General features: G+C 65.5%; 17 protein-coding genes. 7 read left to right on the plus strand and 10 right to left on the minus strand.

The window, feature by feature from the left end:
- Nucleotides 1–52: 52 nt before the first annotated feature.
- Together OKW27_RS15245 and OKW27_RS15250 are read left to right on the plus strand one after the other, a co-directional pair.
- Nucleotides 53–820 carry an amino acid ABC transporter permease gene (locus OKW27_RS15245; protein WP_429333975.1) on the plus strand — a complete coding sequence of 256 codons (768 nt, stop codon included), beginning with the start codon at nucleotides 53–55 and terminating at the stop codon, nucleotides 818–820.
- Nucleotides 821–822: 2 nt separating this feature from the next.
- Nucleotides 823–1479 carry an amino acid ABC transporter permease gene (locus OKW27_RS15250; RefSeq protein WP_090810062.1) on the plus strand — a complete coding sequence of 219 codons (657 nt, stop codon included), beginning with the start codon at nucleotides 823–825 and terminating at the stop codon, nucleotides 1477–1479.
- A 25-nt stretch (nucleotides 1480–1504) separates the two neighbouring features.
- Here the strand turns inward: OKW27_RS15250 and OKW27_RS15255 are convergent, their stop codons facing one another.
- From OKW27_RS15255 to OKW27_RS15270, 4 genes are all read right to left on the minus strand, one after another.
- Complete coding sequence (locus OKW27_RS15255; protein ID WP_429333976.1) at nucleotides 1505–2827, minus strand: MFS transporter; 1323 nt, start codon at nucleotides 2825–2827, stop codon at nucleotides 1505–1507.
- Nucleotides 2828–3100: 273 nt separating this feature from the next.
- Nucleotides 3101–4405: a c-type cytochrome gene (locus tag OKW27_RS15260; protein WP_429333977.1), complete on the minus strand. Its 1305-nt coding sequence runs from the start codon at nucleotides 4403–4405 to the stop codon at nucleotides 3101–3103.
- Between the two features lie 17 nt (nucleotides 4406–4422).
- Nucleotides 4423–6675 carry a molybdopterin cofactor-binding domain-containing protein gene (locus tag OKW27_RS15265; protein ID WP_429333978.1) on the minus strand — a complete coding sequence of 751 codons (2253 nt, stop codon included), beginning with the start codon at nucleotides 6673–6675 and terminating at the stop codon, nucleotides 4423–4425.
- Between the two features lies 1 nt (nucleotide 6676).
- Complete coding sequence (locus OKW27_RS15270) at nucleotides 6677–7132, minus strand: (2Fe-2S)-binding protein (protein WP_018420878.1); 456 nt, start codon at nucleotides 7130–7132, stop codon at nucleotides 6677–6679.
- Between the two features lie 361 nt (nucleotides 7133–7493).
- Between OKW27_RS15270 and OKW27_RS15275 the strand changes: the two genes are divergently transcribed.
- Nucleotides 7494–7892 carry a hypothetical protein gene (locus OKW27_RS15275; protein WP_429333979.1) on the plus strand — a complete coding sequence of 133 codons (399 nt, stop codon included), beginning with the start codon at nucleotides 7494–7496 and terminating at the stop codon, nucleotides 7890–7892.
- Nucleotides 7893–8141: 249 nt separating this feature from the next.
- Here OKW27_RS15275 and OKW27_RS15280 read toward each other — a convergent pair whose 3' ends face one another.
- On the minus strand, nucleotides 8142–9089 hold the full coding sequence (locus OKW27_RS15280; RefSeq protein WP_429333980.1) for a peptidoglycan DD-metalloendopeptidase family protein: 948 nt from the start codon (nucleotides 9087–9089) through the stop codon (nucleotides 8142–8144).
- A gap of 428 nt (nucleotides 9090–9517) precedes the next feature.
- Nucleotides 9518–10696, minus strand: a complete 1179-nt coding sequence (locus tag OKW27_RS15285; RefSeq protein WP_429333981.1) for a porin — start codon at nucleotides 10694–10696, stop codon at nucleotides 9518–9520.
- Between the two features lie 527 nt (nucleotides 10697–11223).
- Here OKW27_RS15285 and OKW27_RS15290 point away from each other — a divergent pair.
- Entirely contained in the window at nucleotides 11224–12333 is a 1110-nt protein-coding gene (locus OKW27_RS15290) for an OpgC domain-containing protein (protein WP_429333982.1), read from the plus strand.
- Nucleotides 12334–12545: 212 nt separating this feature from the next.
- The gene (locus OKW27_RS15295; RefSeq protein WP_429333983.1) at nucleotides 12546–13418 is read left to right on the plus strand and encodes an alpha/beta hydrolase; all 873 of its coding nucleotides are present in this window, start codon (nucleotides 12546–12548) and stop codon (nucleotides 13416–13418) included.
- A gap of 57 nt (nucleotides 13419–13475) precedes the next feature.
- Here the strand turns inward: OKW27_RS15295 and OKW27_RS15300 are convergent, their stop codons facing one another.
- Nucleotides 13476–14570 (minus strand): AI-2E family transporter, encoded by a 1095-nt coding sequence (locus OKW27_RS15300; protein WP_090806004.1) that lies wholly within the window; start codon nucleotides 14568–14570, stop codon nucleotides 13476–13478.
- 343 nt (nucleotides 14571–14913) lie between these two features.
- Here OKW27_RS15300 and OKW27_RS15305 point away from each other — a divergent pair, with 343 nt between their 5' ends.
- A complete protein-coding gene (locus OKW27_RS15305) occupies nucleotides 14914–15201 on the plus strand; it encodes a DUF3331 domain-containing protein (protein WP_429333984.1) in 288 nt (95 codons plus the stop codon).
- Between the two features lie 283 nt (nucleotides 15202–15484).
- Nucleotides 15485–18070, plus strand: coding sequence for an adenosylcobalamin-dependent ribonucleoside-diphosphate reductase (locus tag OKW27_RS15310; protein ID WP_429333985.1), 2586 nt, complete (start codon nucleotides 15485–15487; stop codon nucleotides 18068–18070).
- Between the two features lie 57 nt (nucleotides 18071–18127).
- Here the strand turns inward: OKW27_RS15310 and OKW27_RS15315 are convergent, their stop codons facing one another.
- The 3 genes from OKW27_RS15315 to OKW27_RS15325 are packed head-to-tail and all read right to left on the minus strand — an operon-like array spanning nucleotide 18128 to nucleotide 22844.
- The gene (locus OKW27_RS15315) at nucleotides 18128–19081 is read right to left on the minus strand and encodes a dimethyl sulfoxide reductase anchor subunit family protein (protein ID WP_187610247.1); all 954 of its coding nucleotides are present in this window, start codon (nucleotides 19079–19081) and stop codon (nucleotides 18128–18130) included.
- Between the two features lie 19 nt (nucleotides 19082–19100).
- Nucleotides 19101–19871 (minus strand): 4Fe-4S dicluster domain-containing protein, encoded by a 771-nt coding sequence (locus OKW27_RS15320; RefSeq protein WP_090806011.1) that lies wholly within the window; start codon nucleotides 19869–19871, stop codon nucleotides 19101–19103.
- A gap of 21 nt (nucleotides 19872–19892) precedes the next feature.
- Nucleotides 19893–22844, minus strand: a complete 2952-nt coding sequence (locus tag OKW27_RS15325; protein ID WP_429333986.1) for a molybdopterin-dependent oxidoreductase — start codon at nucleotides 22842–22844, stop codon at nucleotides 19893–19895.
- Nucleotides 22845–22957 lie beyond the last annotated feature (113 nt).

Raw genomic sequence — 22957 nt, forward strand, 5'->3', positions numbered from 1 at the left:
GTGGCGCCGTGAAGGCCGCGCCGCGATCTGATCCTACGATGGGCACGAGGCCATGACTTACGCGTTCGATTTCAGCGGCTTCGGCCTGTATGCGGGGATGCTCGCGCGCGGCGCCGCCGTGACGCTCGGCCTCACGGCCGTGTCGACCCTGGCGGGCGGGATGGTGGGGATCGCCGGCGCGAGCATCGCGGCGGCCGGGCCGAAGTGGGCGCGCTGGCTCGTCGCGAGCTACGTCGAGCTGATCCGCAACACGCCGTTTCTGGTGCAGTTGTTCTTCGTGTTTTTCGGCCTGCCGAGCCTCGGCATTCATATCGACGAGATAGAGGCCGCGATTCTTGCGATGACCGTCAATCTCGGCGCGTACGCGATCGAGATCGTGCGCGCCGGCATCGATTCGATTTCGCGCGGTCAGGTGCAGGCCGCGCAGGCGCTCGGCCTGCATGGGCGCCAGGTGTTCCGCTACGTCGTGCTGCCGCAGGCGCTCGCCAACGTGTTTCCCGCGCTGCTCGGCCAGGTGCTGATCGTGATGCTCGGCTCGGCCGTCGTGTCGCAGATCTCGGTGCCCGACCTGACCTATGCGGCGAACTTCATCCAGTCGCGCAACTTCCGCTCGTTCGAGAGCTACGTGATCATCACGGCCGCCTATCTGCTGATGTCGATCGTGTTGCGGCAGCTGTTGAACCGCTTCGGCCGCGGGCTGTTCGCGGGCCGCGCGGCGCGAGGTAACAACAGCAGTAGTAGCGGCAACGACGGCTTGCCGCGCAACTGGCGCAGCCGCCTGATGTGGCGCGGCGTGCGCACCCTGCCGACGGAGCGCTGATCATGGTCGAATTCACGCTGTGGGACATCGCCCGCAACCTGCTGCTCGCCGCGCGCTGGACCGTGCTGCTGTCGCTGATCGCGTTCGTCGGCGGCGGGATCGTCGGGCTCGTGCTGCTCGCGATGCGCGTGTCGCCGATCGCGTGGCTGCGCCGCGTCGTCGTGCTGTACGTCGAGGTGTTTCAGGGCACGCCGCTCTTGATGCAGCTTTTTCTCGCCTTCTTCGGCTTGCCGCTCATCGGCATCGACGTGTCGCCGTGGGCCGCCGCGACCGTCACGCTGACGCTCTATACGAGCGCGTATCTGGTCGACATCTGGCGCGGCTGCGTCGAAGCGGTGCCGCGCGGTCAGTGGGCCGCGGGTGCGAGCCTCGGTATGACGTTCGGCCAGCAGTTGCGCTACATCGTGTGGCCGCAGGCGCTGAAGATCGCGGTCGCGCCGAGCGTCGGTTTTCTCGTGCAGGTGGTCAAGAGCACCGCGCTCGCGTCGATCATCGGCTTCGCCGAGCTGACCAAGACCGGCACGATGATCACGAATGCCGCGTTCCGGCCGTTTCCGATCTACGGCATGGTCGCGATGATCTACTTCGCGATGTGTTTTCCGCTGACCTGGTATGCTCGCGTGCTCGAAAAGCGGCAGAAGGCGGGACAGCATCGGTGAGGTGAGGTGATTCGCGGTCTGTAGTTCAAGTCACGGATACGTGCTGCCGGGAAGCAATCTTGATGCGCGAGACGAACCACGCCGCGAGCACGAACCACCCCGCTGCGACGACGAACGCGACGACATAGGCGGGTCCGGCACCGGCAAACGCCTTGACCCATGACAGCATCCACCCGGTGGCGGCAGGGCCGAGGATCTGCGGTAGCACCATCGACACTTGCCAGATGCCCATGTCCTTGCCGCTGGACGCATCGTCTGGCAACACTTGCAGCGCGAGTGCCCAGTCGACGGCTTGATAGGTTCCGTAAGCGGCGCAGAAAACCAGCCCGACCGCGATCACCAGCAACAGGTTTGGATGCAACGCCAGCAGGACAAAGCCAATCGCGGCTCCGGCCATGATCCAGCTGGTCAGGCGGACGACGGGAACGACACCGTGCCGGTCGGCGAGCCATGCGCCCAGCAGGCTGGCCGGGATCGCTAGCACCACGCCGACGCCAAGCAGCCCATTCAGGAGATTGGTCGGATGACGAATGCCGATCACGTCCTGCAGGTAGTACAACATGAAGGCGAAGATCGACCAGATTCCCATGTTGCCGAACAGACGGGTTACCAGCACCCAGTAAAAGTTTCGGTGCAGACGTGGATCGAGATAGAACGAGCGCATGAACGTGACGAGTTCGAACCGTTGTCGGGATCTGACAGGTGTCGGCTCGCGCGAGCCGCGAATCGTCAGCCAAAGGCAGAGCAACATGATCGCAATGAACGCGGCAACCGTAGGATACAGGTGGCCCGGCGAATAGAGGACAACGAGCACCACGTTGCCAGTGATCGTGCCGAGCACGGTCATCACGTTGAGCCACGCGCTCGCGCGGTTGGTTTCCTGTTTTGGCACGACATCGGGCACCAGCCCGGCGTACGGCCCCGCCGCCCAGTTCCACCAGAACTGGAGATGCAGGAACGCGAGGGTATACATCCCCACGCTGCCCCCGCCGTTGAATGAAGCAAGCCATACCAGTGCAACCGCAATGCCGAACACGCCGGTGACGAGAAACGGTCGCCGGCGTCCATGTTTTGCAGAGCAGCGATCTGAAAGCGCGCCGGCCAGTGGCGCCACGATCATCGCAATGAATGCGCCGGACGCAATGACGGAGCCGGCCACGCCTTCCTTCAACGCGGCATCGCGTCCGAGCATATCGGCGACCTGTGCCGGCACGAGCACCGGAACGACCGTCATCCATTGGGTAAAGAGCGCAAACCACAGCGACGCGATCTGTATGTGACTGAGCGTCGACAGGCGAGAAGCCGACGGTGTGACCGACACGTTTCGGGCTTGACTGGATAGGGTCATGTCGGAAGTCCATCAGCTTCGCGCAGAGACTTCGACGCCGCACGGCGGACGAAGGTCGTTGCCAATTCCGAGAGCCGTTCGAACACGACGGGGACTCCCATAGGACCAATGCGCCTGTATCGGTCGTGGTGCAAATGTCGGCATTGGCCGACGGCGAGTCCATCGACGAAGGCGCGGTGTGCCGTCCCACGATGATAGCTGCCGTCGGTTGGCCCACAACCTGAAACGGCGCGAGGTCGGCAAGCGCGCTTCTGCGCCGCACTCAGCGGCCGATCAACGCCCCGCCTGCGTCGACTGCCGCAACTTCGCCACCTCCGCCGCACCGACCGCCGGCGCGCCGTTGTTCCAGCCAGCCCGCACGAAGCTCAGCACATCGGCGATCTGCTGATCGTCGAGCACCGCGGCGAAGCCGGGCATCGGAAACGGCGACGGCACGCCGTCGATCACGAGATCGCCGGTGCCGTTCAACGTGACGTTGATCAGCGACGACGCGTTCTTCGCGAGCACGTTCGGATTGCCGGCGAGCGGCGCGAGCATCGGCGCGAAGCCGTGCCCGTCGACGCCGTGGCAATGCATGCAATACGCCGTATAGACGCGTGCGCCGGCATCGTTCGCGGGGCGATCGAGCGACACCTTCGTCGCCTGCGGATCGTACGTATAGGCCGCCGCGCCGGTGCCGCCGACCGGCGGCAGCGACTTCAGATACGTCGAGACTGCCGCGACGTCCTGATCGCTCATCGCTTGCGTGCTGTTGTTGATCACGCTCGTCATCGCGCCGAACGCCGATGCATGGCGATTCGCGCCGGTCTTCAGGAACGTGCGCAGATCCTCGTCGCTCCAGCGGCCGAGCCCGGTGTTGTGCTCGCCCGTGAGGTTCGACGCGAACCAGCCGTCGAGCAGCGCGCCGCTCAGGAATGCGCTGCCGCTTTCGTCGAGCGCGCTTTCCTGGAACGCAACACCGCGCGGCGTGTGACACGACCCGCAATGTCCGAGCCCTTGCACCAGATACGCGCCGCGATTCCACGCGACGTCCTTGCCCGGCTTGTCGCGATACGCACCCTTCTCGAGAAACGCCATGTTCCAGAACATCAGCGGCCAGCGCATGTTCAACGGCCACTTGATGTCGGACTCGCGATTCGCCTGCTGCACTGGCGCGACGCCGTGCATGAAGAACGCGTACAGCGCCTTCACGTCGTCGTCGTCGACCTTCGCGTAGGACGGATACGGCATCGCCGGATACAGGTTGTGGCCGTCTTTCGCGACGCCCTCACGCAGCGCCCGCGCGAAGTCGGCTTGCGTGTAACCGCCGATGCCGGTCCGTGCGTCGGGCGTGATATTGGTCACGTAGATGCGGCCCATCGGCGTGTTCATCGGCAGGCCGCCGGCGAACGGCTTGCCTTTCGGCGCGGTGTGGCAGGCGGCGCAATCGCCGAGTTGAGCGAGGTAAGCGCCGCGTTGCACGAGCGTTTGATCGGCTGCGCCGGTGGCTGACGGAGCTGCGGCATCAGCAGGCGCCTGGGCGATAAACGGCAACGCGACGCATAGCGCCGCGCCAAGACCCTTCAGCATTTTTTTCATGTCGGGCTCCTTTCGCGTCAGGCGTTGTGCAGTTGGCGGCCAACCGGCAATTGCCGCAGCCGCGTGCCGGTGGCCGCATAGATCGCGTTGGTCAGCGCGGGCGCGAGCGCCGCGGTGCCGGGTTCGCCGATGCCGCCGGGCGCCTCGCCGCTCTTCACGATATGCACGTCGATCGGCGGCGTCTGGTTGATGCGCAGCATCCGGTAGTCGGTGAAGTTGTTCTGCTCGACGCGACCGTCCTTGATCGTGATCTCGCTATAAAGCGCCGCCGTGATGCCGAAGATGATGCCGCCCTGCACCTGCGCTTCGATCGTGTTCGGGTTGACGAACATCCCGCAATCGACCGCGCAGTTGACGCGCTTGACCGTCACTTCGCCCTGCTCGAGCGCGACCTCGACGACGATCGCGAAGAAGCTGCCGAACGCGTGCATCACCGAGATGCCGCGCCCTTGCCCCTTGGGCAGCGCGCTGCCCCAGTTGCCCGCTTGCGCGGCCAGGTTGAGTACGTTCAACGCGCGCGGCGATTTGCCGAGCAGATCGCGCCGGTACTGCACCGGATCGATCTTCGCGTGCGCGGCGAGTTCGTCGATGAAACTCTCGACGACGAACGTGCCGCGCGTCGGCCCGACGCCGCGCCAGAACGCGGTGGGCACCGCGTGCGGTTCCACGCGCACGTAGTCCACCAGCTGGTTCGGCAGGTCGTACGGCAGATCGGCGGCGACCTCCACCGCATCGGGGTCGAGCCCGTTCCTGAACGCGGGCGGCGCGAAGCGCGCCATGATCGACGACCCGGCAATGCGATGCTGCCACGCGATCGGCTTGCCGTTCGCGTCGAGCCCGGCCGAGATCGTGTCGTAGTAGTACGGCCGGTACATGTCGTGCTGGATGTCCTCCTCGCGCGTCCACAGCACCTTGACCGGCGTCGACACCTGTTTGCCGACCTTCACGGCCTGCGTGACCATGTCGGTTTCGAGCCGCCGTCCGAAGCCGCCGCCGATCAGATGGTTGTGCACGATGATCTTGTCGGCGGGCAAGCCCGTGACCTCGACCGCCGCATCGACGACACGCGTCGGCACCTGCGAGCCGAGCCAGATTTCGCAGGCGTCGCCGCGCACGTGGACCGTGGCGTTGACCGGCTCCATCGTCGCGTGCGCGAGGAACGGCTGCTGGTAGACCGCGTCGACGCGCGACTTCGCATCGCCGAACGCGCGGCCGACGTCGCCGTCCTTGCGCGCCACCGCGCCGCCATGTTGCGAGGCCGCCGCGAGATCGTCGACGATGCGCTTCATCGATAACTGCGCGCCCGCGCCTTCGTTCCACTTGATGTCGAGCGCCTGCAGGCCGCGCTTCGCGGCCCACGTGTGAGCGCCGATCACCGCGACCGCGTTGTCGAGCTTGATGACCTCGCGCACGCCGGGGATCGTCTTCGCATGCGTATCGTCGACGCTCGCGAGCGTGCCGCCGAACACCGGACAGTTCGCGATCGCCGCGTAAACCATCTCGGGCAAGCGCACGTCGAGGCCGAACTGCGCGGTACCGTCGACTTTCTCCGGCGAATCGAGACGCTTCGCCGGCGTGCCGATCAGCTTGAAGTCCTTCGGGTCTTTCAACGGCACGTTCTGCGGCGCGGGCAGCGCGGAGGCGGCCTGCGCGAGCTGACCATAGCTCGCGCTGCGATTACTGGCCGCGTGGATCACCTGACCGGCCTGCGCATGACAACTCGCCGGATCGACCTGCCACTGCTGCGCGGCCGCGTTGATCAGCATCACGCGCGCAGTCGCGCCCGCGCGGCGCATCGGCTCCCACGCGAAGCGGATCGACGTCGAGCCGCCGGTCAACTGGCCGCCGAGCAGCGGGTCCATGAAGAGCTTTTCGTTGGGCGGCGCGTGATCGAGCATGACCGTGCCGAGCGGCACTTCGAGTTCCTCGGCGATCAGCATCGGAATCGACGTATAGACGCCCTGACCCATCTCGACCTTCGGTATCACGAGCGTGACCTTGCCGGCGTTGTCGATCTGGATGAACGCGTTCGGCGCGAACACGCCGCTTTGCGGCGCCTCGTTCGCATCGCCGCCGATCACGCTCTTGCCCGCCTTCTGATCCTGGCTCGCGGCCGGCATGCTGAAGCCGAGCAGCAGACCGCCGCCGGCCGCGGCGCCGACCGTCACGCCGAATTTGAGGAAGCCGCGCCGCGAGATGCCGCGCGCATGCCGCGTGTCGGTGTCAGCCGGCTGCGCGCCGTTCTGTGCATCGAGCAATCCCTGGGACATGTCAGGCCCCCTTCGCGGCGTGCTTGATCGCCGCGCGCACGCGGTGATAGGTTCCGCAACGGCAGATGTTGCCCGCCATCGCGGCGTCGATGTCGGCGTCGCTCGGATTGGGATTGCGCGCGAGCAGCGACGCCGCCGACATCACCTGCCCCGACTGACAGTAGCCGCATTGCACGACGTCGAGCTCACGCCAGGCCTGCTGCACTTTCTGGCCCGTGGGCGTGGCGCCGAGCGCTTCGATCGTGACGATCTTGCGGTCGCCGACCGCCGCCGCCGGGAACACGCACGAGCGCACCGCGACGCCATCGAGATGCACGGTGCATGCGCCGCATTGCGCGATGCCGCAGCCGAACTTGGTGCCGGTCAGCCCGACGAGATCACGCAGCACCCACAGCAGGGGCATGTCGGGCGGGGCATCGACGGTATGGGTTTCGCCGTTGATATTGAGCGTTGTCATGAGCGGCTCCGGATGGGGATGTTGTTGTGGTCACGCGGTTTAGATCGCGACACCGCACCAGACCGCCGACATGCACCGGTTTTGTTCGGCGTGTCGCGCTAATAAGCCATGAAATGCGGCCTGTGAGCGAGCGGGTGTCGCAAGAAAACCGGCCGATTGTAGTCGTGTCGAAAGAAGTTCGCTTTGACGGTGTCAGGCGGCACATCGCATGCTGTGCGCGGTGGATCGCATGTGTGGGCTGGAGCGATGCGTTACCATCGACGAATCGATCCGTTAGCGTGATCGCGCGACCCGCTGCATCGCACTGAGTGGTGTTGCGACGCACGATTCCGTCGAATCACCTCAGCCGCTGGAGCCGCCGATGAACGACCCGCAATGCACTCAATTCCTCACGGACATTCGCCGACCATTGCTTGCGCTGCACAAGGCGATTCTCGATCACGAACGCGCCGCGTACGAAAAGGAGTTCGGCCCGGTAACGCCGGCGGCATTCCTGCAGGTGCTGATCAACGGCTCGGGGTTTCGTTGGCTGACGCCGCTGTCGACGGTGATCGCGAGCGTCGACGAAGTTCTCGACGACGCGGAAGCCGAGGCCGGCGACCGTCTCGCGACCGCCGAGGCCGTGGTCGGCCTGTTCTCGCCCGAGCAACCGCACAATCACTTCCTGCCGCGTTATCTGCCGCTCTTGCAGGCCGATCCCGCGATCCTGCATTACCACGGCGAGGTAGCGCGGCTGCTGCGCGGAGGGCAAACGACGTAACGGCGATTCGCACAGGCACGGCGGCGGCGCGTGCGCTGCCTGCCGGCTCCTGCATTGCCTCACCGTTCATAAACGGCTGCGGGTCGAGGCCGCATGGTTGATCGTCGGTATTCTTGCGCAGATCGAGCGGAATGCTCTGACGTGAAGGTACTTTTGCAACGATTCGTCGACCGCCTGAATGCGCGGTCGATCAAATTACCTGGTTTAGCTGAATAAATTCAAGGTGAGCTTTTGCGGGAACGTGGAAGCTCAGCCGCGCCCCTGCGGCAGATAAGGCAGCGGATCGACCGGCTTGCCGTCGCGCCGCACTTCGAACCCCACCGACACACGCGAGTTGTTCTCGTCGCCCATCTCCGCGATCTGCTGTCCCTTGCGGACGATGTCGCCCATCTTGACCATCAGCTTGCGGTTGTGCGAATACGCGGTCAGAAAATCCTTGTTGTGCTGGACGATGATCAGACTGCCATAGCTGTTCAGTCCGGTGCCCGCGTACATCACCTTGCCGTCGGCGGCGGCTCGCACCGGATCGCCCGCGTTGCCGCCGATTTCGATGCCGCGTGTTTCGCCGGGCTGGAACGCTTCGACGACGCTGCCCGCGGCAGGCCACGCGAGCGTCACGCTGCTCGCGTGCCGGCGGGTTTCCTGCGTGACTTCGCGCACTGCGGTGGCATCCGGAGCCGGCGCGGCGGACTGTGTCGAAGCTTGCGCCGACGTTTGCGCTGTCGCTTGTGACGCACGCTGCGCCGCGGATTGCGCCGCCGCCTTCGCGGCGGCCGCCGCATTGGCCGCCTGCACCGCGCGCACCGTTTCCGGCGACGCAACGTGCAGCACCTGCCCCGGCTTCAGCCGCGCCGACGCCTTCAACCCGTTCCATACCTGCAACTGCTTGACGCTGATGTGATGATGCTGCGCAACCCGCGCGAGCGTGTCGCCGCGCCTGACCCGATACACGAGCGGCGGCGACTTTTTCAGCGGCGCGTTATCGCTGGCGTCGATCGACAGCGGCGCGGCTGCCGCCGGGTCGCCGGACGCCGCTCCTGTCGCATTCGCCGCCGGCACGCCGGACGCCGCATTGGCGCTGGTTGCCGCACCGTTCTGCGCATTGGGCTGCCCCACGTTCGCACAACCGCTGACGGCCAGCGCGACCCACGCGCCGGCGAGACTGGCCAATAACGTTCTGTCGAAACGCATTCTCATCCTGTTCGACTCCTGCTCTATGAATGCGCAAGCCGGATAGCCCGATGCCGCGGACGAGGTGCGCGATCCTCGGCCGCGCGGCCTTCCCGACGGCACGGCGAAGCCGCCTCGTATGGCGCTCATTTCCTGCCTGCTTGCCAATCAAATTTCTCGCGGAATTCTAAAGTGTCGTTTAATAGAAACGCCTGCCCCACACACTCTGATACAGACGTTACGAGCCGTATTTCCGCGTTACGACCGCACGTGTATTGGGACGCCAACGACGCACACATCACCGCTTCGCCGCGGCGCGTTCAGACTTGTTGACATTCGACTTATCGGCAGGCGCGAGGCGAACTTGAATAGCCACGCGTCGCGTCGGAGGGGCGCAAAAAAGGCCAGCCTTCGAAATCCGAAGGCTGGCCGATCTGCGTTTGACGGGCAGCGAACTAGAACTTATGCCGGATCGCCGCGCGCACGACGACCTGCTTCGACGTCGACGACGGCGACTGCGTGCCGGGGATGAATGCGAAATCGAGGATCGATAGGGTGGAATCGCCGGTGACCTGTTGATAGGCGCCCTGCAGATAGAGGTCGGTGCGTTTGGACAGGTTGTAGTCGGCCATCAGGCCGAACGTATGGATGCGCGGCTTCACGCCGCCGTTCGATGCGTCGTAGGTTTCCATCGTGTACACGTACTGCGCGCCGACGAACAGCACCGGCGAAATCTGATATTTGCCGTTGAACTCGAAGTTCTGATACTTGAGCGAATTCAGCAGCACGCCCGGCGGTGTGACGGGCACGAGCGGCACCAGCGGCTCGATGCCGAGATAGCCGTTTGCGGTCGGCTCCAGGTAGTTCGAATTGCTATAGACGAAGCCCGCCGTCGCCGGTCCGAACGTATAGGTGATGCCGCCGCCGAACACGCGCAGGCGCGTCGCGACGAAGCCGGCGTCGTTCGCGGTGATCGCCCCGTTCGAGCCGTTGCCCGGATTGTCGGCCTGCAGATAGGCGGCCGCGACCAGCAGCCCACCGTACGTGTACTGGCCGCCGAAGCTGTAGGCGCGATTGTTGGCGAAGTTCGTGTCGTTGCTGAAGCTGTAGGTGCCGCCGAACTGGAAGCCCGAGATCGACGGGGTCGTGTACTTGACGGTGTTGTCGAGGCGGAACGTGTTGTCGGTGTTGTCGTTGTCGTACGGATGCGAGAACAGCTCGCCGCCCCAATTGCCGTTGGCCGTGGTCTGCGCGAGATAATCGACGACCGAGTCGTATTGCCGGCCGACCGTCAGCGTGCCGTACGCCTCTGAACTGAGTCCGACGAAAGCCTGCCGGCCGAACAGGCGGCCGCCCTGCCCGAGCTGCCCGGAATTCAGATCGAAACCATTCTCGAGCTGGAAGATCGCCTTCAGGCCGCCGCCGAGATCTTCGGAACCCTTCAGGCCCCAGCGGCTTCCCTGCGCAAGACCGCTGGCGAGTTCATAAACATGGCCGTGGCCGACATTGTTCGTGTAGTTGATGCCTTCGTCGATCACGCCGTACAGCGTGACGCTAGTCTGCGCAGCGGCAGGCGCGGCAAGAACGGCAGACGCAGCAATGGAGACAGCCAGCGCGAACACTTGCTTGTTCATGATGATCTCCCTGCACCGCGAGTGATAGGACAACTCGATCCGGCCGCTTTGTTCTCTTTGCTCTTTATTCTCGTCACTTTTCCAGCAGTTCTGAAGACTGCTCCAATGGCTGCGCTTTTCCGGAAATCCTCACATGTCATCGTCCGGGCGTCCATGAGTGGATGCGCCAAGCATCGAGAATGTTGCTAATTCTCCACTGCGTGTTGCTGCCTCTTTTTTCGTAACGTCGCTTCAGGTAAACAGCAGCCGCTGCTGCCCGTCTCGCTGCGTCATTGTCATGAAAAGAAATATAATCCTGCGCCTTGCTGCGATGCAACGGAACTCGGCGTCACCGCGAAGGTCATCTTCACAGCCCGCTGACACGGCCGCCTTGCGATACCGGTCGAGCGTGGCGAGATGGGCCACAGGCGACGCCGGCACGGATCACCTCACCGCCGCAGCACCGAATCCCATATTAAAAAGCCTTGTGAGACGCCCGCCGCGCTGGATCAGCGCGCCGTCGCACGGGGCTGCTTTTGACGCAAACAATGGCCAAGTCATCTTCCCGCCTGATCGAGCTCGACTTTTTCCGCGGACTGGTTCTGCTGATCATCGTCGTCGATCACATCGGCGGCAGCATTCTGTCGCGCGTGACGCTGCACGCGTACGCGCTGTGCGATGCCACCGAAGTATTCGTGTTCCTCGGCGGCTTCGCGACCGCCACCGCCTATGCGACGCTCGCCGAGCGGCGCAATGAGACGATCGCTCGCGGCCGCTTCCTGCGCCGCTCGTTCGAGATCTATCGCGCGTTTCTCGTCACCGCCGGGCTGATGCTGCTGGTCAGCGCGGTGCTAACCGCATTCAGCATCGACGGGCCGAATCTCGCCACGACCGATCTCGACGACCTGATCGACACGCCGCTTGCCGCGCTGCGCGACATCGTGCTGCTACGCCGCCAGCCGTACCTCGCGTCCGTGCTGCCGATGTACGCGTTCTTCGCGCTGCTGGTGCCCGCGATCCTGCCGCTCGCGCGCAGCAAGCCTTGGCTGCTGGTCGCCGGCAGCGTCGCGCTGTGGGCCGGCGCACCGGCGGTCAGCCAGTACCTTCCCGCCGCGCCCGACATGCACTGGGACTTCAACCCGTTCGCGTGGCAACTGATGTTCGTGCTCGGCGTGCTCGCGCGCTGCCAGCCGGTGTATCAGCGCACCAGCGCGCATCGATCCGGGTGGCTCGTCAGCGTGCTGGCGTTCGCGGTGGTCGTGGGCGCCGCGTACTACAAGCTCGTTCTGCTGGATGCGCCACTTGCCGCGAGCCTCAAGCAGAACCTGTCCTACCTGCGCGCTGGGAACTTCCTCGCGATCGCGTGGCTCGTCGCCAATCTGGTCGAGCTCGGCTGGGCGAAGAAGGTCGCGCGGCGGCTGCCGTGGGTCGGCGTGATCGGGCGTCAGGGTTTGCTGTGCTTCATTGCCGGCGCGGTGATTTCGCTGGTGATCGACTCGGTGCTCTACGCGGCGACCGATGGTTACCTGAACTATCCGCTCGGACTGCTCGCCGATGCGGCCGCGGTCGGCGCGCTGTTTGCCGTCGCGTTGGCCGTGGAACCGCTGAAGCGGGTCGTCGGGCGGCTCGTGGACGGGCGGCTGCGGACGTCGGGCTGAAGAACTTTTCGGCAACGTTTCGAGCGCCCTTCGAGCGCGTCCCTGACGCGTCGCGATCTTCGGGGCACTTGACGTACCCTTGGCGCCCGAAGAACTTTGCGCGCATAAAGCGCCGTCCTTCTCTGCGCCGCTTTCCATCTCAAATCTGGCGCCAATGCTGATAGCATGACGGCCGCGCGCGAGTCCCGCGCCCGCCGGCCTTTCCTACTGACATGCGTCGATTCCTCAGTTTCGCCCTCGCACTGCTTGCCTTCGCCGTCGGCGCGCCCGCGTTCGCGAGCACGGTCGCGAGCCGCAGCTTCCATTCCGATGCGCTCGGCCGCGACTGGAACTACACGATCTACCTGCCGGGCGGCTATCGCGCGGACGGTCCGCGCCTGCCGGTTCTCTACCTGCTGCACGGCAATAACGGCGACGCCAACGACTGGCTCACGCAAGGTCATTTGCAGAACGCCGCGGACACGCTGATCAAGCGCAAGGAGATTGCCCCGGTCGTCATCGTGATGCCGCAAGGCGGCACGGACTGGTACGTCGACCGCAAGGAAAAGATGGAGAGCGCGTTCTTCGACGATCTGCTGCCCGAGATCGAAACGCACTACGCGGTCGCGACGCAGCGCGGCGGCCGCATGATCGGCGGCGTGTCGATGGGCGGCTTCGGCGCGCTGCGCTACGCGCTGACGCAGCCCGAGATGTTTTGCGGCGCGCTGCTGCTCAGTCCGGCGATCTACGCGAACGAGCCGCCGCGCGCGTCGGCGGCGCGGCGGGTCGGCGTATTCGGCGAGCGCCAGTTCGATCCGCAAGTGTGGCACGAGCTCAACTATCCGGCGCAGTGGGACCGCTACATGAGCCAGGCGTACCGCCTGCCGATGTTCATCGCATCCGGCGACGACGACCTCGACATCCAGGCCAACGCCTCGCTGCTGTACACGCACCTGCGGCTCGCGGGCAATCCGGCGGCGCTGCGCATCATCGACGGCGGCCACACGTGGGACGTGTGGAGCGCGCTGTTGCCCGCCGCGCTCAAATACACGCTCGGCTGCGTGAAGCCGCCGGCGCAGGAGCATCCGTCGAATCAGCGCCCTTGAGCCGGCGCGGCACGCGAGGCGCACGGCCGCCCAGCCCCGCGTCCCTCGACGCCCGCGCTACTCCACGAGATCGGTCCACAGCACCATCAGCACCGTCATCAACGCGGGGCCGATGAAAATCCCCAGCAGCCCGAACGTCTCCGCGCCGCCGAGAATGCCGAACAGCACGAGCAGAAACGGCAGGCGCGTCGAGTTGCCGATCAGCACAGGCCGCACGAAGTGCTCGGCGACGAACACGACGACCGCGCCGAACACCAGCAGCCCGGCCGCCGCGACCATCGAGCCCTGCACGAGCAACCACAGCGCCGCAAGACCGAACACGATCGGCGCGCAGAACGGCAGCATCGCGGCGATCGCCGTGACGAAGCCGAGCAGCGCCGCATGCGGCAGCCCAGTCGCGAAGTAGGCGACGCCAAGCAGCAGGCCTTCGCCGACGCCGACCACGATCAACCCCGACACGGTGCCGCGCACCGCGGTACCCATATGCGCGACGAGGTCCGCGCCGCTATCGCCGAAACCGCGTCGCGCGGCCTTCAGCAGCGAGCCGGACAACCGCGGCCCCGCCTGAAAAATCACGAACAGCGTGACCAGCATGAACGCGAACACCATTGCCGCATGCGCGGCGCGCGCGCCGAAAAGCCGGCCGAGCGTCATCACCGTATTGCTGTGCAAGCCTTTCATCGCGGCCGAGTCGCGCAGCGGCTGAGCAAGATTGGCCTGCCACCAGGAAGTGATCTGCTGCACGCCGAACGGCAGACGGTTGATGAAGTCCGGCAGCGCGATGCCGTTCTCCTGCACGCTGCGGAACCAGTCGTTCAGCTCGTGCGCCTCGCGCAGCGCCTGGGCGATGCCGAGCCCGACCGGCAGCAGCACGAGCACGGCGATCACCAGCGTGAAGACCGTCGCGAGCAAGGTCGCGCGCCCCTTGAACCAGTGGCTGCCCGCCACCTTGTGCAGCAGCGGCCACAGCGCGATCGCGACGACCCCGGCCCACGCCACCACCACGATGAAATCGCGCACCACCCACAATGCGAGCAGCGCGAGACCTATATAGAGCACGATCGATGCGGCCTTCTGCTTTTTCAGGCGCTCGGCGGCGACGGACGACGCTTCGGGAGAGTTGGGGGGGACGGCGGGAGGGCGTGGAATCATGTGAACTCTTGTGTTTTTGAACGGTGTGCGCGCGAGCCGACCTGAAAAATTCAAACCCGCTACACTGACGGCTCAGTTCGCCGCCCGACATTCGACATCTTAAAGGAAGCGTTGCCGCCTCTTTCCCGGCCGCCCGCCTCGTCGCGCCACAGGCAACACAGCGTTGCAAAAATATGCCTTATTAAAAAATTACATAAAAAATGCTTGCAACGCCTGTCATTTCGGCGAATCGCTAATGTCAAGTCTGATTATTGCTAATTCCGGAACGGTGTTTCAACGGTGACACAATAGCTATCCGGCGCGCGCGGGACTACATTCGGCACTCCACAACACGGAGCCGATGATGACCCTGGAGTCCATCCCCCTCGACGGTAGCAATGGCGTACGCATCGAAATTCTCGAGAGCTCCGACACGACGCTGGTGATCCGCTGGGTCGAGCCGGGCCGCTGCCACTACGGTGAGCAGCGCTGGCGCCGTCGCTCGGCGCATTCTTCCGGCACCTGCGCGGTGTCGCGCCGCAAGATCCGTCGCGGTGACCCGGTGTTCAAGCCGGCCGAGCGCCCGGCGCCGTCGAATGCGTCCGCGATGATCTGCGCGGCAATCCTCGAACCGCTGCTTGAAGCGGCCTGACGCACGGAACGTTCCCGAGTCCCGCGCACTAAGCGCGGGTTTCAACCCGTTGTTCCGGCGGCGATCTCCCTACTGCCCACGTGCCCTTAGCGAGCGCGTGCCCGGCGGCCGCGGCATCGCAAGATGCGGCGCCGCGCCGGCCCCGCTGCCGGTTGCCGCCCCGCGCCTCGTGCGTTAAGGTGGACTCGTTGCGCCCGCCCGACCGCCGGCTCGCTATCCGGTGCCGGCCGCGCGCCTTCCACCACCGCGCCGCGCCCGCCGCGACGCCGTTTGAGGGCCGATCATGGCAGAAGACACGCCGCAAACCCGCGCGGCCAACGCCGCTTCCACGCCTCCCGCCTCCTCCGCTCCTCCCGCTTTGCTAATCCCGCCGCAGCAGTTCTCTCTCGACGTGCTGCTCGAAAAGTATGCGAAAGGCGACGAGCAATCGGCCGACGATGTATATCGCCGCGTCGCGCGCGGCGTCGCCGAGGCCGAGCCGCCCGAATTGCGCGCGTCGGTCGAGGAACAGTTCGTCGACAACATGCGCCACGGCGCGCTCGGCGCGGGCCGCATCATGAGCGCGGCGGGCAGCGGCATCGCCGCGACGCTGATCAACTGCTTCGTGCAGCCGGTTGGCGATTCGATCCAGGGCGTCGATGAACAGGGCTTGCCCGGCATCTACGTGGCGCTGCTGCAGGCGGCCGAAACGATGCGGCGCGGCGGCGGCGTCGGCTACAACTTCTCCGCGATCCGGCCGAAGGGCGCGCGCGTTCACACCACGAGTTCGGCCGCCTCGGGTCCGTGCAGCTACATGGACGTGTTCGACGCGTCGTGCCGTACCGTCGAAAGCGCGGGCTCGCGGCGCGGCGCGCAGATGGCGGTGCTCGACTGCAACCACCCCGACCTGCTCGAATTCATCGAGGCCAAGCATTCGAAGGGACGCTGGAACAACTTCAACGTGTCGGTCAGCGTCACCGACGAGTTCATGCGCGCGGTCGAAAACGACGAGGCGTGGCAACTGGTCCATCGCGCCGAGCCGTCGCCGGCGCTGCGCGCGGCCGGCGACGTGCGGCAGCGCGAAGACGGCCTGTGGGTCTACAGCGAACACCCGGCGCGCGCGATCTGGGACCGCATCATGCGCTCGACGTACGACGTCGCCGAGCCCGGCGTCGTGTTCATCTCGCGGATGAACGAGGACAACAATCTGCGCGCCGTCGAAACGATCCGCGCCACCAATCCGTGCGGCGAGCAGCCGCTGCCCGCGTACGGCTGCTGCAATCTGGGGCCGCTCAATCTGACGCGCTTCGTCGTCGATCCGTTTGCGCAGTTGCAGGGCCGCCAGCCGTCGTTCGACTGGGACGGCCTCGCGCGGCGCACCCGCACGCAGGTGCGTTTCCTCGACGACGTGCTCGACGTCACGCTGTGGCCGCTGCCGCAGCAATACGACGAATCGCGCGCGAAGCGGCGCATCGGCGTCGGCTTCACCGGCCTCGGCGATACGCTCGTAATGATGGGCCTGCGCTACAACTCGCAGGAAGGCCGCGATTTCGCGGTGCGCATCGCGCGGCTGATGCGTGACGAGGCGTATCGCGCGTCGGTCGAACTCGCGAAGGAGCGCGGCGCGTTCGAGCTGTTCGACGCCGCGCGCTATCTGGAAGCCGGCACGTTTGCCTCGCGCCTGCCCGATGACATTCAGCAGGCGATCCGCCGCGACGGCATTCGCAACAGCCACCTGCTGTCGATCGCGCCGACCGGCACCGTGAGCCTCGCGTTCGCCGACAACGCGTCGAACGGCATCGAGCCGGCGTTCTCGTGGACTTATACGCGCGTGAAAGTGATGGCCGACGGCGGCCGCGAATCGTTCGACGTCGAGGACTACGCGTACCGGCTCTATCGCGAGCTCGGCGGCGACGTGAGCCGGCTACCCGACTATTTCGTCAGCGCGCTGCAGATGTCGGCGCGCGACCATCTCGACATGATGGCGGCCGTCCAGCCATACGTCGACACGTCGATCTCGAAGACCGTCAACGTGCCAGCCGACTATCCGTTCGACGCGTTCGAAAGCCTCTACTTCGATGCATGGAAAAGCGGGCTGAAGGGCCTTGCCACCTATCGCCCCAACGACACGCTCGGCGCGGTGCTGAGCGTGACGCCCGCGCAGGCCGACGACACGCTCGCCGAGATGGACCAGGACCCGCTGCGTATCGCGATCGATCATCGGCCCAGAGGCGAGTTGCCGGCGATCATCGAGAAGGTCGAGTATCTGACCCAGGCGGGCAAGAAGTCGCTGTACGTCGCGGCGTCCTTCATCGAGGTGACGGGGCGGCTCGGCGGCGAGGACGTGACGATCGAGCGGCCGATCGAGTTCTTCATTCCGACCGGTCAGCGCGACGAGTCGCAGCAGTGGATCACCGCGACGATGCGTTCGCTGTCGCTGGCCGCGCGCGGCGGCTTCGTTGCGCGCAATCTGCAGGATATGCGCAAGGTGTCATGGGATCGCGGACAGGTGCGGCTTGGCGACGTGCAGCGTCTCGACGGTCACCGCGCGCCGCGCTGGCACGATTCCGAAGTGGCCGCGCTCGCGTTCGCGATCCAGCAAATCCTGTATCGACGCGGCTTTCTCGACGCCGAGGGCAATCAGGTCGCGTCGCGGATGCTCGCGCGTTTGCCGCGCGGGCACATGAAAACCGACATGGCGCTGTCCGCCGATTTCGGCATCCGTCCGAATCCAGCGGATAGCGCCGACACCTTGCTGCAGCCGAACGGCACGCAAGGACTGCACACGATGCTCGGACGCAAATGCGCTTCGTGCGGCGCGAATGCGGTGATTCGCAAGGACGGCTGCGATTTTTGCACCGCGTGTGGGGAGGTGGGGGCGTGCGGGTAGTGTGAGGCGAGGAGCGCGCTGGCCCGGAGGCCAAACGCGCTCGTTGAAGGCTATGCCTCACCCCACCCTCGCGTAGTAAAGATTCTGCGGATGCTTCGCCTCCGCGAAGAAAAACCAGCGCTCCGCCACGAGCCCCGCATACTGCACGAGACAAGCCGCGGCCAGCAAGCCGAACGACCCGCCGGGCGAACGCAGCCCCGCGCCCAGCACGATCAACACGACCGGCACGACGAACGCACCCACGAGAAAGCCCCATTTGACGCCACGCAACGTCCGCGCCGATTTGCCGTGAAAGAACTCGCGCAAATTGAACGCACCGGCGGTGAAGCCGCGTGACACCTGCACGAGCTTCGGATTGCGGATGCCCGTCGCGCTCTGCACCGTCGATTTCGGCCGCAAGCGCGCATTGCGCATGAGCGACGCGTAGCGGCTCGCGCAACCGGCGAGCGTCAGTAGGCACGCGCAGACCGCCAGTCCCGCCGTCAGCGCGGGCGCGAACCATGCGCTCAGTGCGGTCGCGAGCGTCAAGCCCGATGCGCAGCCGAGCAGCACGAAGTTCACCAGCGTCAGCGGCGTCGCCCACTCCTGCAGAAAGCGCAGGCACGCATAGATCATCGCGGTGCAGACGAACAGCGCGGCGCTCGCGAGCACGCCGAGCCAGCCGAGCGCGAGCGACCACGGCGAGCCGAGCCAGTGCGCGACGCCGTACAGGAACGCGCACGCCAGAAACGCCGGCAGGCACAGGCATTCGCGCGACAGCCACGAGGTGCGCCACATCGCGATCGCGCGCCACGCGCGTTCCGGATGGCCCAGATGGAAGAACGACGCGATCAGACCAAGACCGCCCAGCAGCACCGCGAGCGCCGCGCCGCTCACGTAGAACGCGGTGGCGGCGGGTTGCGCAACGACGCCCAGGCACGCCGCACTTTCGACGCCGACGAGCGCGATCAACAGCCCCTGCGCCGCGCCGCTCAGCGTGGTCAGGAAGACTACGGAAAAAGCCGGATTCATCGTATGGCCTCGTTGTCGTTCAAATGCGCTTCGCGATCGACGCGAGATGCACTTCGCCATGCGCGAGCTGCCCCTCGAGCTGCGAGTCGGGCGAGCCCGGCGTGTGCATGACATCGCCGGTGGTCGTTCCTGACGATTTGCACGAGCACCCGTCGCCGCCGCAACTCGCGGACGTGATCGGCACGCGCGGCAAATAGTGATTCGCGGGGCGCGTGCCCCACTCCGGCATCAACTGATAGCCGCCGCGCTCGCGGATCGCTTGCGACACCACCGACTCCGGATCGTGGATATCGCCGAACAGCCGCGCGGATGTCGGACATGCGAGCACGCAGGCCGGCTTGCGATCGCGCTCGGACAGATGCTCGTCATGAATGCGATCGACGCACAGCGTGCACTTGGTCATCTCCTTGCGCGCTTCGTCGAGTTCGCGCGCGCCGTACGGGCACGCCCAGGCGCAATACTTGCAGCCGATGCAGCGATCGAAATCGACCAGCACGAGACCGTCTTCCTTGCGCTTGTAGCTCGCGCCCGTGGGACACACCGGCACGCACGGCGGGTCCTCGCAATGCAGGCACGACTTCGGGAAATGGATCATCTCCGTGTCGGGGAAGCTGCCCGCTTCGAAACTCTGCACACGGTTGAAGAACGTGCCGGACGGGTCCGCGTCGTACGGATTGAAATCGGCGAGGCTGCCCGATTCGCCTGACGTGTTCCACTCCTTGCAGCTCGTCACGCACGCCTGGCATCCCACGCATACGTTCAGATCGATCACCAGCGCCATCTGGGTCATTGCAAGCTCCTTGCCGTGGCTTTAGCGGTCGTCGCCGTTAGTTTCGGCGCGGCGCAACGTCCCGCGCAGGCGAGCCGCGAATTCTCCGCGTCCCGCGAAATAGGTCTGGACGATGCGCGACACCACACTCTTCTGTGCAACCGCGCCGGGCAATTCGGGCATCGCCTCGAACTGCGGCAGCGTGTGCCGCGCGTCGGCTTCGGCCGGATAGATGCGCACGCGCACGTCGTACCAGGCGGCCTGGCCCGTCACCGGATCGGAGTTCGACATGCGCGCGGGTGCCTCGTCGCAGCCCGGCAGCTCGTCGGTGATCAGGTGATTGAGCAGGAAGCCGCGCTGCGACTCGTTCGCGTCGGGACCGAGATTCCATGCGCCCGCCGCTTTGCCGATCGCGTTCCACGTCCATACGGTGCCCGGTTCGACGGTCTCGCTGTAGCGCGCCATACAGCGCACGCGGCCCCATTGCGATTCGACGTAGATCCAGCTGCCGTCGGCGATGCCGTTCGCGCTCGCCGTTTTCGGATTCACATAAAGGTAGTTTTCCCCATGAATCTGCCGCAGCCACGCGTTCTGCGAATCCCACGAGTGATACATCGCCATCGGCCGCTGGGTGACCGCAGCGAGCGGGAATCGCGCGAGATCCGTCGCCGCGCTTTCGAGCGGTGCGTACCAGAACGGCAGCGGATCGAAGTACCTGTCGACGCGCGCGCGCAGATGGTCGGGCGGCTGCCGGCCGCTCGTGCGTCCTTGCGCGGCGAGCCTGAACTTCTGCATCACGTCCGAGTAAAGCTGGATCAGAATCGGTTCGCTGAATTTGCGGAAACCGTTTTTGACCGCCCAGTCGAGATACGGTCCGTTGCAGTTGCGCATGTACTGCAAGGTCTCGGGCAAGCGGTAATGGAATACGCAGTTGTTCTTCGCGTACTGCTCCCATTGATTCGGATTCGGCTCGCCGACGAGCGCCTTGTCGCCATCCTTGCCGCGCCAGCCGATCAGAAAGCCGACCCCGGAACCGGGCGACGTGGTGTGATTGACGATGAAGTCCGGATAGTCGCGAAAGCGCCGGCCGCCATCCGCATTGGTGAACGCCGGAAACCTCAGGCGCGACGCCAGTTCGATCAGCACTTCCTGGAACGGCTTGCATTCGCCGGTCGGCGGCACGACCGGTACACGCACCGAATCGACGGGGCCGTCGAACTCGGAGATCGGCCGGTCGAGCATCGACATCGCGTCGTAACGTTCGAGGTAAGTCGTGTCCGGCAGGATCAGATCGGCGAACGCGGTCATCTCCGACTGGAACGCGTCGCACACGACGAGAAACGGAATCTTGTAGTCGCCGTTGGCGTGTTTGTCGGCGAGCATCTCGCGCACCTTCATCGTGTTCATCGACGAATTCCACGCCATGTTGGCCATGAAAATCATCAGCGTGTCGATGGGATACGGATCGCCGCGCCACGCGTTGGTGATCACGCTGTGCATGACGCCGTGCACCGCGAGCGGATATTCCCACGAGAACGCCCGGTCGATGCGCACCGGGGCGCCGTGCTCGTCGATGAACAGATCCTCGGGCGCGGCGGGCCAGCCTAGCGGGCCCGTCGCAAGCGGTGTATTGGGCTTCACCGCGGCGGGGTCGTTCGGTGGTTTCGCCGATGGCGGCACCGCGCGCGGGAACGGCGACTTGTGACGAAAGCCGCCGGGCCGGTCGATCGTGCCCAGGAGCGACATCAGCACGGCGAGCGCGCGGATCGACTGAAAGCCGTTCGAATGCGCGGCGAGCCCGCGCATCGCATGAAAAGCGACCGGGTTGCCCGTGACCGTCTCGTGCGTTTCGCCCCACGCGTCGGTCCAGCGGATCGGCAGCGTGATGCGGTGCCGGCGGCCCGTCTCGATCATCTCGCCCGCGAGCCGCCGGATCGTCTCGGCCGCGATGCCGGTGATCGCCGCCGCCCATTCGGGCGTGCACTCGGCGACGCGCTCGCGCAGCAATGCAAACGACGGCGTGACCGGCTTGCCGTTGTCGAGCGTGTAACGGCCGTCGAGCGCGGGCCTCACGCCGCTCGCATGATGCGGCACCGCGCGCTGGGTGGCCGGGTCCCACCACAGATGATTCTGCGGAAACAGCGGATTGCCTTCGGCCCGTTCGGGATCGCGCACGAACAAACCGAAGTTTTCGCTCGCTTCGTCGAGATCGATCAGCTCCGCCGCGTTCGTGTAGCGCTGCACGAACTCGTGATCCCACGCGTCGGCGGCGATCAGTTCGTGCAGGAACGCCATGAACAGCGCGCCGTCGGTGCCAGGCTTGATCGGCACCCATTCGTCCGCGATCGCCGCATAGCCGGTGCGGATCGGATTGATCGCGATGAAGCGGCCACCCGCGCGCTTGAACTTCGCAATCGCGATCTTCAGCGGATTCGAATGATGATCTTCCGCGGTGCCGATCATGAAGAACAGCTTCGCGCTGTCGAGATCCGGTCCGCCGAATTCCCAGAACGAACCGCCGATCGTATAGATCATGCCGGCCGCCATGTTCGACGAGCAAAAGCCGCCGTGCGCCGCATAGTTAGGCGTACCGAACTGCTTGGCGAACAGGCCGGTCAGCGCCTGCATCTGGTCGCGGCCCGTGAACAGCGCGAACTTCTTCGGATCGCTCGAGCGAATCGCGGCGAGACGCTTTTCGAGCACGTCGAACGCGGTGTCCCACGAGACCGGCTCGAACTGCGCGCTGCCGCGCTGCGCGCCGGCCTTGCGCATCAAAGGCTGCGTAAGGCGCGCGGGCGAGTACTGCTTCATGATGCCGGAGGCACCCTTCGCGCAGATGACGCCCTGATTGAGCGGATGCTCCGGATTGCCGTCGATATAGCGCACCTCGCCGTCGCGCAGATGCACGCGGATGCCGCAGCGGCACGCGCACATGTAGCAGGTGGTGGTCTTGACATCGAGCCGTTCGTTCTGCGTGCGGGCGTGGTGCTCCATGGCCATCTCCGTCGTTGCTTCTGGTGGGCCGAAGCGCGCGTCATACGCGCTGCTCATACGATACCGACCATCGTATTCGCACCTGCCTCACAAGGGAAATCGCGATTTGCGAG

Origin of the sequence: Paraburkholderia sp. 35.1, assembly GCF_050436525.1 — a bacterium.
GTDB lineage: Bacteria > Pseudomonadota > Gammaproteobacteria > Burkholderiales > Burkholderiaceae > Paraburkholderia > Paraburkholderia tuberum.